The 13,441-nt window shown below is 38.6% G+C and carries 12 protein-coding genes; 8 read left to right on the top strand and 4 right to left on the bottom strand.

Annotated features, from left to right (window positions below):
* The first annotated feature begins 90 nt into the window (after positions 1–90).
* From J2Z38_RS08050 to rlmH, 3 genes are all read left to right on the top strand, one after another.
* The gene (locus tag J2Z38_RS08050; RefSeq protein WP_209774647.1) at positions 91–1,332 is read left to right on the top strand and encodes a DNA polymerase Y family protein; all 1,242 of its coding nucleotides are present in this window, start codon (positions 91–93) and stop codon (positions 1,330–1,332) included.
* A 63-nt stretch (positions 1,333–1,395) separates the two neighbouring features.
* Complete coding sequence (locus J2Z38_RS08045; protein WP_209774645.1) at positions 1,396–1,800, top strand: ATP cone domain-containing protein; 405 nt, start codon at positions 1,396–1,398, stop codon at positions 1,798–1,800.
* Complete coding sequence (rlmH, locus tag J2Z38_RS08040; protein ID WP_209774644.1) at positions 1,800–2,282, top strand: 23S rRNA (pseudouridine(1915)-N(3))-methyltransferase RlmH; 483 nt, start codon at positions 1,800–1,802, stop codon at positions 2,280–2,282. The genes J2Z38_RS08045 and rlmH overlap by 1 nt, the downstream gene beginning before the upstream one ends.
* Before the next feature lie 1,348 nt (positions 2,283–3,630).
* Here rlmH and J2Z38_RS08035 read toward each other — a convergent pair.
* From J2Z38_RS08035 to J2Z38_RS08025, 3 genes are read right to left on the bottom strand one after another with little or no spacing between them, the layout of a single operon-like run.
* Complete coding sequence (locus J2Z38_RS08035; protein ID WP_209774642.1) at positions 3,631–4,857, bottom strand: diphosphate--fructose-6-phosphate 1-phosphotransferase; 1,227 nt, start codon at positions 4,855–4,857, stop codon at positions 3,631–3,633.
* Positions 4,854–5,672, bottom strand: a complete 819-nt coding sequence (locus tag J2Z38_RS08030; protein ID WP_209774641.1) for a Cof-type HAD-IIB family hydrolase — start codon at positions 5,670–5,672, stop codon at positions 4,854–4,856. The genes J2Z38_RS08035 and J2Z38_RS08030 overlap by 4 nt, the downstream gene beginning before the upstream one ends.
* Positions 5,673–5,732: 60 nt before the next feature.
* Positions 5,733–6,203 carry a PTS sugar transporter subunit IIA gene (locus J2Z38_RS08025; RefSeq protein WP_209774639.1) on the bottom strand — a complete coding sequence of 157 codons (471 nt, stop codon included), beginning with the start codon at positions 6,201–6,203 and terminating at the stop codon, positions 5,733–5,735.
* A gap of 317 nt (positions 6,204–6,520) precedes the next feature.
* On the opposite strand from J2Z38_RS08025, the gene J2Z38_RS10575 reads away from it, so the two are divergent.
* The 3 genes from J2Z38_RS10575 to J2Z38_RS10570 are packed head-to-tail and all read left to right on the top strand — an operon-like array spanning position 6,521 to position 7,603.
* Positions 6,521–6,964, top strand: a complete 444-nt coding sequence (locus tag J2Z38_RS10575; RefSeq protein ID WP_225304652.1) for a PALP domain-containing protein — start codon at positions 6,521–6,523, stop codon at positions 6,962–6,964.
* Positions 6,965–7,010: 46 nt separating this feature from the next.
* Complete coding sequence (locus J2Z38_RS10675) at positions 7,011–7,139, top strand: hypothetical protein (protein WP_263641977.1); 129 nt, start codon at positions 7,011–7,013, stop codon at positions 7,137–7,139.
* Positions 7,136–7,603 carry a homoserine kinase gene (locus tag J2Z38_RS10570; RefSeq protein ID WP_225304653.1) on the top strand — a complete coding sequence of 156 codons (468 nt, stop codon included), beginning with the start codon at positions 7,136–7,138 and terminating at the stop codon, positions 7,601–7,603. Before J2Z38_RS10675 ends, J2Z38_RS10570 begins: the two co-directional genes overlap by 4 nt.
* A 111-nt stretch (positions 7,604–7,714) precedes the next feature.
* Here the strand turns inward: J2Z38_RS10570 and J2Z38_RS08015 are convergent, their stop codons facing one another.
* On the bottom strand, positions 7,715–8,200 hold the full coding sequence (locus J2Z38_RS08015) for a hypothetical protein (RefSeq protein WP_209774637.1): 486 nt from the start codon (positions 8,198–8,200) through the stop codon (positions 7,715–7,717).
* 806 nt (positions 8,201–9,006) lie between these two features.
* Between J2Z38_RS08015 and cas3 the strand changes: the two genes are divergently transcribed.
* Together cas3 and J2Z38_RS08005 are read left to right on the top strand one after the other, a co-directional pair.
* Positions 9,007–11,760, top strand: coding sequence for a CRISPR-associated helicase Cas3' (gene cas3 / locus J2Z38_RS08010; protein WP_209774636.1), 2,754 nt, complete (start codon positions 9,007–9,009; stop codon positions 11,758–11,760).
* Positions 11,753–13,441: a type I-E CRISPR-associated protein Cse1/CasA gene (locus J2Z38_RS08005; RefSeq protein WP_209774629.1), complete on the top strand. Its 1,689-nt coding sequence runs from the start codon at positions 11,753–11,755 to the stop codon at positions 13,439–13,441. The genes cas3 and J2Z38_RS08005 overlap by 8 nt, the downstream gene beginning before the upstream one ends.

Raw genomic sequence — 13,441 nt, 5'->3', positions numbered from 1 at the left:
TTAACTTACAGTCACTTATTGTCTTAATTATACATTAAGAGTCTAGAATAATCAAGAATTTTAGTAAATATTCACAAGAAGGAGTCTACAATGAAGAGAATCATCCTACATTCAGATATGAACGCCTGCTATGCATCTATAGAGGCCAAGCTTAATCCTACCCTTAGGGGCAAGGCCATGGCTGTTGCGGGCAATCCCAAAAATAGGAACGGAATCATCCTTGCCAAAAGCCAGGAAGCCAAGGAAATGGGGGTCAAAACTGGTATGCCAATTTGGGAGGCCCTCGCCCATTGCAGGGACCTAATACTCGTGCCACCCCAATATGACCAATATCTCAAACATTCAAAAATGGCCAAGAAAATCTACTACGACTATACTAACCAGGTCGAATCCTTTGGCCTTGATGAGTGTTTCCTAGATGTGTCAGGCTCTACCAGGCTTTTTGGGTCGGGAATGGACATTGCTCAGGAAATTTCTAGGCGCATGAAGGAGGAAGTCGGCCTTACAGTGTCTATTGGGGTTTCTTTTTGCAAGATTTTTGCAAAGCTTGGATCAGATATGAAAAAACCTGATGCCATAACAGTCATTGACCAGGATAATTGGAGGGAAAAGATCTGGCCACAAAAGGTTGAGGCTATGGTAGGTATTGGCAGGGCCACTAAGGCCAAGCTTAACCACATTGGAATTTACACCTTGGGCGATTTGGCCAAGACTCCTGTTAGCCTTTTAGAAAATCTCCTAGGAATAAATGGGGTCTATCTTTGGACCTACGCTAACGGGGAAGACAGACGCCCGGTTGTGGATATAAATCACAAGGACATCATTAAAACAATCGGAAATTCTTCGACTTGTAGGAAGGACCTTTTAAATAATGGCGAAGTCAAAAACGTCATCCAAGAGTTGAGCTTTTCTGTATCAAGAAGGCTTAGGGAAGCGGGGCTTGAGGCCAATGGGGTTGAGGTTTTTGTGAGGGACTCCGAACTTTTTTCCCAACACTTTGCGGCTGACCTCAAACTTGCAAGCCAGTCTTCCATAACCTTGGCAGACGCTGGTTTTAAGCTATTTTGCCAAAAATATGACTGGCCTTTGCCTGTGAGAGCAGTTGGAATTAGGGCTACTAAGCTAAGGCCATTGGGGTCTGGCAGCCAGCTTGATATTTTTACCGAATGTGATAAGTATTTCAAGGAAGAATCTTGCGATAAGGCCATCTACGAAATCAGGAAAAAATACGGCAAAGATGCCATTTCCTTTGCCGCCCTCAAAAGGGACATCAAACTTCCAAAAGAGCTTAACGAAATCATTACCTTGCCCAACAGGCACTACAATTCCTGATAAGCTTTGGCGGATTTTGGGTATAAAAATAAGTAGAAGAATATTTGAAATTTAGGAGAAAAAATGACAGAAAAAATATTAAATTTATTGACAGATTTTTTGGAAAATAACAAGATTGAGGGCCTAGACCTTGGCCAAATAGCCAAATCTTTGCCAGTTGATGAGATAATGGAAATGATCACAGGCAAGGATGAATATGTAGTAAAAAGAAGTGGAAATCTTGAAAAATACAATGAAGATAAGCTAGGAAGATCAATCAAAAACGCAGCCGACAGAGCAGGTATGCAAATAAACACATCTGATGTTTCAATTATCTTAAAAGACGTGGCAGATAGGCTATTTCATGGCGATGTTAAGAGGATTACAAAAACTACAGAAGTGAGAGATATTGTCCTAGAAGCCTTGGAAAATGATGGCTTTTCAAAGATTAGCCAGGCCTACGCTGACTATGCCAAAAATCAAAACTAATGCTAATTAAAATAATCGGCGTAGGGAAGATCAAGGAAAAATTCTACAGGGAAGCCATTGCTGAGTACCAAAAAAGGATGAGTTCCTATAATAAGGTTGAAATTGTGGAAGTGGCCGATGAAAAGGCCCCAGAGACCTTGTCAGAAAAGGAAGTAGACCAGGTAAAAAACGCTGAGGGTGAGAGAATCCTAGGGAAAATCAAGGACGACGCCTTCCTTGTGACCCTAGAAATTAATGGCAAGGCCCTGGATTCAATAAAATTTGCAAAATTAATCCAAGACGAAATGCTAGACGGCTTTGGCAGGGACATGGTCTTTGTCATAGGCGGTTCAAATGGACTGGGAGATAATGTCTTAGCAAGGTCCAATTATAGAATATCATTCGGTAAAATGACCTACCCCCACCAGCTAATGAGAGTAATCCTAATGGAACAAATCTACAGGGCTTATAGGATAATAAATAGGGAGCCATACCATAAGTAGAGTTTTTTCAATCCGAGATTGAATTATCTTATATAATATAGGTTATTTACATGACCCCTCCGTACAAAGGGGAGGCCCAAGGGACAACTTGCCCAAGCGGCTTAGAGCGCCGCAGTGTCCCTCACTGACCGGAAACCCGTTTGCTTCGCAAACTACTTCGTGCTCCCGCACTACGTTTCCGGCATAAACGCCCCAAATCAAGGGGCGTTTATGTCCCCCTAAAACCCCCTTACGCTACACCCCCGACTGCTCCTTAGCGGAGTGCGAAAGCAGAAGTTTGCCTACGGCAAACCTCTTTTGTATGGAGATTGACTTCGTATCTCTTTACGTATCTCCCCACAGAGTTCTAATCGTCGGTCACCTAAAAATCGCAAACTCGCTACGCTCAAACATGCGATTTTCTTTACGGTGACCTTGATTAGAAATCTTTACCCGATAAAGGGGAGAAAGGGTCTCGATGTTCTAGATTTTGCTGGGCTCGTTTGGCTTTTGCCAAACATTGATAGATGTTAAGCCAACTCCCATCGAGCCGTCTCTAATGGGTCTGGCCACAGTGAGCGTAGTGAACTGATGGCAGCCCTTAATCGAGGCTTTTCGAGGTGAACTCTTTATCCGGAATGGATAAGAGTGAGCCAGAAAACTACCGTTGACATAGGCCGCAGAACGAGGAGGGATCGTACTGCCAAGGGACCAGAATATATGATGCAATAACCCCAAACCGCAAGCACTTGAAAATACCAGCAAAAATGATATAATTAACTCAAGAGAAGCCACCTCTAAAAAAAGCTCTTGGTCAACCAAGAAAAAAACAAATAGAGTGAGATTCTCCATGAGAATCAAAAAAGACGGTAGTTGCTGCTACCGTCTTTTTATTACTTGCTAGTGTTGTTATCAATATATTTTTCGATATAAATAATAATCAAAGCAACTAGCAGTGGAAAAAATAAATTTTCCAAGAAATAGAGTGATATCTCCATCAGAATTCACCTCCTTACTTTAGGAGATATTTATATTATAGCACATTATCAGATGATATAAGTGTATTTCTTCGTTAATCCTGGTCCTCAAGCTATAAGGTCCTCGTCAGTCGCTACGATCCTTCGCTCGGGACGGCGTAAGTTGTTACCAATCCCACAGCGCCGTCCCGACAAAGGCCGCAGGCCGCCGAGGGACCTTATAAATCAAGGACCAGAATATACGCAGAGATTTAGTATTAGGAAGACATTATAAAGCAGGATCCACAATATTCGAAGAGTCCACATTTCTTAACAAAACCCAAAAAACAAAAACCCCAGCTGGACTTGTTTTTTTCAAGCCTTGGCTGGGGTTTGTTTTTATTTGATTTTTCCTAAATTTCCCTAGTGAAATCTTCTATTTTCACAAAAACTGGCATGCCGTTTTCGTAGGTTTGGTCTACTTCGCCTTCGATTAGTGGGAGGGCATAGGCTAGGATTTTTTCTTGGAGGGTTTTCTTGTCGACTAGCCATTCTTGTGGGATTTTCATTTCCCTATTGGCTATCTCATCTGGGGCAACTTCTGTATAATAAACCTCGTAGGTCTCGCCGTCTTTTCTCCTTAAAACTGGGACTAGGTTGGTCCTATCGATTCCAATTTCAACTGCTCTGTAGCCTAGGTTGTAGGCTTCTCTTGAGTCAACTTCAGAAATAAGAGTGTTTGATCTTTGGACGATATTTAGCTCGACTGCCCTAGATTTGATATTTAGCCTATCTCTAACGAGGTCGGCAAGTCTTTGGCAAACGCCTGATACGATTGGGTGGTTGAAGCCATCTTTGGTGTTGGTGAAAACTTCCTCAGACAAAATTCCGCCTGTATCCCTGAAGCCTTCAGCAATGGCAACTAGGAGGTTTTTCTCTTTTTTCAAAGCCTCCCTGATGTCGTCTAGAAGTTCATCTATAGACATTTCGTCTTCTGGAATATATAAGAGATTGACTAAATCTTTTGGATAATCGTAATTAGCAATGAGGCTTGATGCGGCTAGCCAACCTGCGTGGCGGCCCATGATTTCAACAAAGGTCACACTTTCAAGGTCGTAAATATCCACATCACATCTAAGAGACCTCAAGGTTGAGGCGATATACTTGGCAGCAGATCCAAATCCTGGAGAATGGTCCATGCCTTCAAGGTCGTTGTCAATGGTCTTTGGACAGCCAATTACATTGATTCTCTCGATTTTTTTGTAATCTATATAGGTATTTAACTTCTTGACTGTATCCATGGAATCATTGCCACCTATGTAGACAAAGAGTCCAATGTCATTTTTCTTAAGGACGGCAAAAATCTTTTCGTAAACCGGACTATCTAGGTCATCGTCAAGTTTAAACCTGCAAGAACCGAGTATAGATGCTGGTCTTGCCTTAAGTTTTTTGGTCATATTTTCCTTGGTGAAGACCTCAGCGTCCACAAGCCTGATATTCTCGTTAATAATTCCTTCAATCCCGTTCATAGAAACAAAAATTTTATCAAAATCATTATCAATACCGCTGTCGATTACACCTGCTAAAGATGAGTTAATAACAGAGGTTGGTCCGCCTGATTGGGCGACAATTAGATTCATTTCTCCTCCTTATTCAATACGAAATTTTCTAAATAATAAGCAATTCCATCTTCATCATTAGACTTGGTCACATAATCTGCGACATCTTTTATAGGGTCAACCGCATTGGCCATAGCAACACCTGTGCCAGCCACTTCAAACATTGACATATCGTTCATTTGATCACCAAAGACTATGGTATCCTTGATGTCAATCCCAAAAATCTTGCAGGCTTCGATGATCGATGAGCCTTTGGAAAGACCGAGGGGCATGACCTCATAATAAAACTTCATCGACTTGACCTGCTCAGTCACATGACCAAATTTCTTCATAAGTTTTTGGGTAGGTTTGTCGATTTTATCAGGGTCTTGGGCGAAAAGAAATTTGTTTGGTGCAAAATCAAGCCCATCTCTTAGGTCTTTAACAGGCTTAATATCCATATCAATAATTTCTGACTCGCGCTTAACATAATAGCCATCCGGCCTATCTGTAAGTATTTTATTGCCATCAAAAATCATAAGCTCCAGGTCTAAATTCTTTGAAAATTCAAGGATTTCCTTGGCCAAATTATAGTCCATCTTATGACTAGCAAGGACCCTCTTTTCCTTAAAATCGAAAAGCTCTCCACCATTAAAAGACGAAAGGATTCCACCAAATTTGTCAAAGGCAAGGGCCTCAGCCTGGTGCCTTAGGGCATAGGTTGCCCTACCTGACACAATCATGACCTCATGGCCTACCTTGGTCGCTGAAATCAAAGCATCACGAGTCCTCTCAGTAATTTCGCCCTTGCTATTAACCAGGGTCCCATCAACATCAACTGCAATTAATTTTTTCATACAACTCCTAACTTATTTTTTCTTATCTATTCTTATCTATTATTTTATATTCTTTTCTACTTATTTTGGATCACAAATCCTAAAAATTTCATCACCGAAATTTATCATGCCACTTTTTAGGATCTCAACCTTTTTGATCTCAGGGTTTGTTATGACAACAGGTGATTGGATATTTTTACCAGCCTTTTTGATCCTATCCAGGTCAAATTCTAGCAAAAGGTCTCCGCACTTGACTTCATCGCCCGCTTTTTTGAAAGACTTAAAGCCATCCCCATCCATTTCTACGGTATCAATCCCAATGTGGATAAGGACTTGAAAACCTGCTGGATTTTTAATAGCAATCCCATGTCTACAATTGGCAATGATAGAAACTGTGCCATCACAAGGGGCATAAACCTTGGATCCAGAAGGGATAATCAAAATCCCAGCCCCAACAATTCCTTGGGAAAAAATAGGGTCTACACATTCAGTCAGGTCCAAAACTTCCCCATCCATGGGTGCAAAAAATAATTTTCCGTCAAAATCAACCATAAAATCCTCTTTCTATAATAAAAAAATCTCTAAAAGGCCAAGACCTTTTGAAATAATATGCAAAATTTATTCTCCTCTTTACTATACCATTAAATGGCTAAATAGTTTGGCTCGAGATAAAATATTTTATTAAAAATTCCCCTTCTTGATGATGTCAAGTGGGGTTACGTTTTCATTACTTTACCATAGTTACTTAATAATTGACAACCGGGATTAAAAATGTATTTTTTTAAAAATTGCTTTAACGTGATACTGAAGATATTGATATTTTGGTTTTATATCCAACCCAAGGCGTTAGCGACATACAAAAGCTCCAGATGGATTCAACAGATTCCCTAAATTCAAAGGTCATAGCAATCGAAGGCAACTTTGACTATGCGCAGACAGCGGTCAAAAAAATCTTTAACGACCAAGCCATAAAGGCGGAATTAAAAGAGAAAAACACCTATCTTTCTTCAGCAAATTCCATCAATATAGGCAGGCTCCTTCCCCAAGTTGTTTACTATTTCTATGCCTATGCAGACTTGGTAAATAAAAATGAAATAAATTGTGGGAATCAGGTATCTTTTTGCGTGCCAACTGGTAATTTTGGGGATATTTTGGCTGGTTTTTATGCCAAAGAAATGGGTCTTCCTGTTGGACAATTAATAATCGCTTCAAATGATAACAACGTTTTGACAGATTTTTTCACAAGTGGGACCTATGATGCTAGTCAAAACAATTTCGCCTTCTATGGATATTTTGGTTTTGTCAAACCTTGAAAGGTTGATTTTCCATAAGTCTTCCGACCAAGTTGTCAGAGAAAAGATGGAAGATTTAAGAAAAAAGGGAAGCTTTAGTTTTGATGGCGATTTTTCAGAATTTTTGCTGGCTTTGCCAATAAAAAGGAAACTGAAGAAGCTATTAAAAAAGTTTATGAAAATGAGGGATATTTGATAGATTCCCATACAAGCGTGGCCAAGGCTGTTGTTGATAAATTAGGCCTTAGAAAGACCGTGATTTTATCAACAGCCAGTCCTTATAAATTTGCCGCATCATTACTTAAGGCTCTTGGTGAAAATCCAAAGAAAGATGCAATTTTCAATATCTCTAGGGCGGCTATGCTGGTATTAGCTTTGAAATCTGGAAGTGAAGATAATTTGAAAACTGCCATCCAAGACAAAATCCACCAGCCATACAGGATGGGACTCATTCCAGAAATAGGAAAAATTGAGGAAATAATAAGGAAGTCCCATGCTTTAGGCTCTTATCTAAGCGGGGCAGGGTCTACAATAATGCTAGTCTTAAATGCATACGATCAAATCTCAGAAAAAGAAATAAGGGAAAAATTAGGAAAATTATCAAATTCCTATAGCATAAAAGCCCTAGAAATAGACAAGAAGGGGGCTTTCATAATTTAAAACAAGAGAAAATCTCTAGAATTTTGCTTCATAAATTATTGTAAAGGATTATAGAAAGAACATAGAAATGCAAAGGAAAAAGACGGGGAAAAATCCTCGTCTTTTTTGCTTCTATCTTGGGTCATTTAATTTTAAATTCTCTTCAAAACCAGAAGGATCCCCAGCTTTGGCCTTTTCTAGACCTTCTTTGAAAAATTTTCTAGTGGCATCATCGCACTTATCAAGACCCATATAAGCCATACCAGGTGCTTTTTCAAGCTCTTTTATAGCTTTTTCAGCCTTGTCTGGATTGGTCTTATAATTATTTAACCATTCCTCCTGCCAAGCAGCCTCCCAATATTGGGACGCCCTAGTATTGCCGAAACCAGCTTCAAAAGTTGCATCCTTATCATCATCTAAATGGTCAGGAATTTCATAACCCTCAGGCCAATCAAGTTTTTTAGCAGAATCGATAAAGTCCTTCTCAGTCTCTTCAAAACTGATTAGATTATCAGACCCAACTTCAACATCAGCCTTAGACTTACCACAAGCACTCATTCCCAAAGCAAGCCCAAAAACAAGAGCCGCCTTAACAAAAAAATTAAAACTTTTTTTCATAATATTCTCCTTTGTATTTTTTTAAGTTAACTTAATTACAAATAAATTATAGCAAGTAAAAAAATATGATACAATTACAATATTTGTAAGAAAGGGAAGATACATATAAGAAGGGGAAAATCATTTTATAAAAATATTGATTTAATATATAATGTAAATAGGATGTTGGATGAAAAAACTCGACTTTAAAATCGAGAGAAAAGCGAAAGTAAATAAAAATAAGCATGGTTAATTTTAAAACCCAATGAAATAGGGGATTTTTTAGTTCTACCCGCACAGGCGGGGATGATCCTGACATTGGAATCAATGAAAGAATAACAATAGAGTTCTACCCGCATAGGCGGGGATGATCCTGGCACTAGGCCACACCTACGGTTTTGCAGCGGGTTCTACCCGCATAGGCGGGGATGATCCTAAATACACTGGCTTAAGGGTAGTTGATACCGAGTTCTACCCGCACCCGCGGGGATGATCCTTTTTGAGAAAATCGGTTTTGTCCACATTGAAGGTAATATCCGCATCGGCGGGGCTGACCCATTGATTGTGATTAAACAATAGGAGAAAATTTTATTATGCACGCAACGCGTGGTTGATCCTACTACAACTTATAGTCACGCTTTGACTGTGTTGTTTTACCCGCACCCGCGGGGATGATCCTATTGCCAATGAGGGTATAAGACAGGCTATGGCGTTTTACCCGCCCAAGCGGGGTTATTTATTATTTAGGGGCATAAATTTTCGGGAATCATAAAAACGTTTGCACAATATTCTTTATTTTTATATAATTATTTAAGAAGGAGTATTTTATGGAGAAATTTTTGTGGGCTAAGAAAAATAGGGTTGATAATCAGCCTAGGTGGTTGCCTTTGATGGCCCATTTGGATGAGACTAGCAAAATATGTGGACTCTTGTATGACCGCTGGCTATCTCAAGGGATTAAGGACTTGTTAATGGATTCTGTGGTGTCAGATGTAGAAGATAAGGACGAACTACTTATAAATTTGTGCAGATTTTTGGGATGTGTCCACGATCTGGGCAAGGCTACAGCGATTTTTCAGGTCAAAAAATCTTTTAATGGTGATTTTGAACTTGATAGTTTGATATTAGAAAAGCTTATAAATGCAGGTTTTAAGGACCTTGATAAGTTTGCTTTGGCTAAGAGGGAAAATATTGGCCATAATATTAGCGGACAGTATTTGTTAAGTAAATTTGGGGTCAATTTTTGCGTGACAAACATAGTCGGTGCCCACCATGGCAGGCCTATTTCTGAAAATGAGTCTAAGGACTGCAATTCTTTTGCATCCAGTCTTTACCAAGAGGACAATATAAGCTCTGAAAGGGCGATTTGTTGGCAAAATCTACAAAAAAATATTTTAGATATGGCGCTTTTGGAGTGCGGTTTTTCTGATCCTAAAGACTTGCCTTTAATTTCCCAGCCTGGCCAAGTTATTTTGTCTGGGCTTTTGATTATGGCAGACTGGATCTCTAGCAACGAAGCTTATTTTCCTTTAATTCCCTTGGACCAAGATGAGGCAAGTCCTGATAGGGTGGAAGTTGGATTTGCAAAATGGCGTGATGAAAGGGCTGAGTCTTGGGCTCCTCATCCTTATTTTGATGGAATTTATAATGGAAGATTTCCTTTTATAGAAAAACCGAAAGATACTCAAAGGAAAATTTCAGATACCATTTCTAATACTGATGAACCTGGCATATTTATTATAGAAGCTCCCATGGGCATGGGTAAGACTGAAACTGCTCTAATAGCTGTTGAAAATTTAGCTCAAAAAACTAACCGTACTGGTATGTTTTTTGGTCTACCTACCCAGGCTACGTCAAATGGGATTTTCACTCGTGTGAGAGAATGGCTCGACCATATAGAGGGGGAAAAATCTCTAAGGTTAATCCACGGCAAGGCCCAATTAAATGATGAGTTTTCAAAGCTTCCAAAGAGTAGGAATATCCATGGAGGAGACGGCGTTGGGGTTAATGAATGGTTTGCAGGTAGGAAGGTGTCAATCCTCGATGATTTCACAGTTGGAACTGTAGATCAAATCCTCCTTGCTGCTCTCAAACAAAAACATCTGATGCTAAGGCATTTGGGTTTGGCTAATAAGGTTGTTGTTATAGATGAAGTCCATGCATATGATGCCTATATGTCCGTATTCTTATACAGGGCTTTGAGGTGGTTGGGAGCCTATAAGGTTCCTGTTGTAATCCTTTCTGCAACTCTTCCTATTTCAAAAAGAAACGCCCTTCTAGAAGAATATATGATTGGGGCGGGTCTTGGTTATCGTAGACTTCCAAAACCTGAGGGATTTGAAACAAATGAAGCCTACCCACTCTTAACTTACAACGACGGGGCTAATATAAAACAGTTTGCCGATTTTAAGAAAGACGCCGGCAGAGCTTACAAAATAATAAAAAAATCTAAGGATCAAAGCGAAGACCTACTTAGTTTAATCAGAGAAAATACACCAGAAGGCGGGGTTGTCGGAGTGATTGTAAATACAGTTAGGAAGGCCCAGGACTTTGCCAGACAGTGTATCGAAGCATTTGGCCAAGATGCTGTTGAGCTTTTGCATTCGTCTTTTATCGCGACTGATAGGTACAAAAAAGAAAAAGACCTTATAGATACAATTGGCAAAGATGGAAAAAGGCCTGACTTTAAAATTGTTATAGGTACCCAAGTAATAGAGCAATCCTTGGATATTGATTTCGATATCCTAATTACAGACCTTGCCCCAATGGATTTGATTCTTCAAAGGATGGGCAGGCTCCACAGGCACAAAGAAACTAAAAGACCAGAAAATCTTAAAAATCCAATGGTTTACGTCCTAAATTGTGGTGGATATGATTTTGATAAGGGAAGTAGTTTTGTATATTCACCTTATATTTTATTTAGGACTGAATATTATCTGCCAGAAAAAATAAACTTACCAAATGACATTTCCCATTTAGTACAGCTTGTTTACTCGGAAGGGGATTTGGATTTAGATGGGGACTTAATTGAAATATATGATGATTATAGGAAAAAACATGAAAATCAAATAAAAGATAAAGAAGTTAAGGCTAATGTTTACAGGTTAGATAAACCTCTAAAAAAAGTTGCTGAGGGAAAAAACTTATCTAATTGGCTGAAAAATTCTAATAAAATGGCGGAATCATCTGATATTAAGGCCAATGCCCAAGTCAGAGATAGCTCAGATACAATAGAAGTGATTGCCCTTAAGGCTTGTGAGGGTGGCTATGAATTTTTTGACCAAGGAGGATCTCTTGATCCATCTGATAATAAGACTGCTATGGAAATAGCAAAAAGAACTATAAAACTTCCAAATGCTGTGTACTTTGATAAAGAAAATGGGTATATAATTGACAAGGTAATAGAAGATTTGGAAAAATATTATCTGGAAAATTTATCAGCCTGGGACAACCAAGCTTGGCTTAAAAATTCTTTGGCTATAATATTTGATTCAAACAATGAATTTAGGCTAGGGGATAAGGTTTTACTTTATGATGAAAAGTGTGGTTTAATCGTAAAAAAGGAGGAGAAAGATGAGTGAATTTAACCTAATTGATGAACCCTGGATATCGGTGGTAACTGACTACAAGGGGACAACGAAGCTTGTTGGCTTGAGGGAATTTTTTCAAAATGCTCAAACCTACATAGATTTTGCAGGAGATATGCCAACTCAAGGCTTTGCTGTGATGAGATTTTTACTCGCCATCCTTCATACAGTTTTTTCAAGGTATGATGCAAATGGAAAGCCTTATGAAATGGTAAATCTAAATGAAAAGATGCAACAGGTTGAAAATGTTGATGAAGAGTATGAGGAAGAATACGAAGATGCCCTCATGGAAACTTGGGAAAGTCTATGGAAGGCAGGAAAATTTCCTGAAATAGTAACAAACTACCTAGAATGTTGGCACGACAGGTTCTATCTTTTTGATGATGAATATCCTTTTTACCAGGTGACTAAAGAGGAAATTTTTGGAGCTAAGATCAGCAAGGAAAAACCTAGTGAAACCTTGGGCAAGAATATAAATAGGCTTATATCTGAAAGTGGAAATAAGATAGCACTTTTTTCACCTAAATATAGTTTTGACGATAATAAAGAAATATTAGACTGTGATGAGGTTGCAAGATGGCTAATATCTTTTCATTCTTATGCGAGTTTGTCAGATAAGGTTAGGTTTAGCAGCAAAGACTACAAGGTCTCTAAGGGCTGGCTATTTGACCTGGGTGGAGTTTTTCTATCGTCTGATAATTTATGTAAAACATTAATTTTAAACCTAGTTTTAGTCAATACCTCAAACACTGACTATAATGCAAATATTCAAAAACCTGTTTGGGAATATAAGCCTAGCGATGTTATTGGAAAATACCTTAGGGAAAATAAAATCGATAATATAGCTGAACTTTATACTTCTTATTCTAGGGCCATATATATAAGTGATTTTGATCCTAAAAAGCCTTTTAAAATGGGAATTGTTAAGCTTCCAGAAGTTTTACATGAAAATAACTTCCTAGAACCAATGACTGTATGGAGATACAACAATAGTGGACCTAATAAGGGCAAGTTTACTCCAAGAAAACACCAATTAAACAAGTCTTTGTGGAGGTCTTTTGGTCTGATTACGGAGACTGAAGATGCTAATGAAGGAAATGAGAATACAGCAAAAAGAAAGCCTGGCATTATTGATTGGCTAAACTATGTTGATGATTATATTGGAGATGGGTTTGTAAAAATAAATGCAATAAGCATGGAAGATGATGGAAATGCAATGTCATGGGTGCCAACCAATGAAATTGTAGATAGTTTATACATCCAAGCAAATCTTGTGAATGATTTAGATGATGATGGCTGGATTTTTAGAATAAATAAAGTTGTAGATAAAACCAAATATATTGTAGATAAAATTTTTAGGTCTTTTGTTAACGATACTAAAAAGATTAGAAATATTGAATCAAACGAATATTCATCTAAATATATAGAAAGCCTTTATTATGAGCTTGATAAGCCTTTTAGGGATTGGTTAGCAAGCATTGATTACGAGGATAGTATGGATGAAAAAACAGACGCTTGGTATAAAGAATTAAAGAAAATCACCATAAGCCAGGCAGAGAAAATTGTGGCTGCTTCTGGTCCAAGAGATTTTACTGGAATAATTGAGGGTGACTCGGTTAGAAATATTGCAACTGCCTTTAACTTTTTTATGGCAAGAATAAACAAAGAATTATAA

It is taken from the genome of Anaerococcus degeneri (assembly GCF_017874475.1).
GTDB lineage: Bacteria > Bacillota > Clostridia > Tissierellales > Peptoniphilaceae > Anaerococcus > Anaerococcus degeneri.
This window is presented reverse-complemented; position numbering and strand designations above follow the sequence as displayed.

Excerpts from the sequence above, each read along its gene's own strand:
- J2Z38_RS08050 (WP_209774647.1), top strand. The coding sequence starts at position 91 with ATGAAGAGAATCATCCTACATTCAGATATGAACGCCTGCTATGCATCT.
- J2Z38_RS08045 (WP_209774645.1), top strand. The coding sequence starts at position 1,396 with ATGACAGAAAAAATATTAAATTTATTGACAGATTTTTTGGAAAATAAC.
- rlmH (WP_209774644.1), top strand. The coding sequence starts at position 1,800 with ATGCTAATTAAAATAATCGGCGTAGGGAAGATCAAGGAAAAATTCTAC.
- J2Z38_RS08035 (WP_209774642.1), bottom strand. The coding sequence starts at position 4,857 with ATGAATCTAATTGTCGCCCAATCAGGCGGACCAACCTCTGTTATTAAC.
- J2Z38_RS08030 (WP_209774641.1), bottom strand. The coding sequence starts at position 5,672 with ATGAAAAAATTAATTGCAGTTGATGTTGATGGGACCCTGGTTAATAGC.
- J2Z38_RS08025 (WP_209774639.1), bottom strand. The coding sequence starts at position 6,203 with ATGGTTGATTTTGACGGAAAATTATTTTTTGCACCCATGGATGGGGAA.
- J2Z38_RS10575 (WP_225304652.1), top strand. The coding sequence starts at position 6,521 with ATGGATTCAACAGATTCCCTAAATTCAAAGGTCATAGCAATCGAAGGC.
- J2Z38_RS10675 (WP_263641977.1), top strand. The coding sequence starts at position 7,011 with ATGGAAGATTTAAGAAAAAAGGGAAGCTTTAGTTTTGATGGCGATTTT.
- J2Z38_RS08015 (WP_209774637.1), bottom strand. The coding sequence starts at position 8,200 with ATGAAAAAAAGTTTTAATTTTTTTGTTAAGGCGGCTCTTGTTTTTGGG.
- cas3 (WP_209774636.1), top strand. The coding sequence starts at position 9,007 with ATGGAGAAATTTTTGTGGGCTAAGAAAAATAGGGTTGATAATCAGCCT.
- J2Z38_RS08005 (WP_209774629.1), top strand. The coding sequence starts at position 11,753 with ATGAGTGAATTTAACCTAATTGATGAACCCTGGATATCGGTGGTAACT.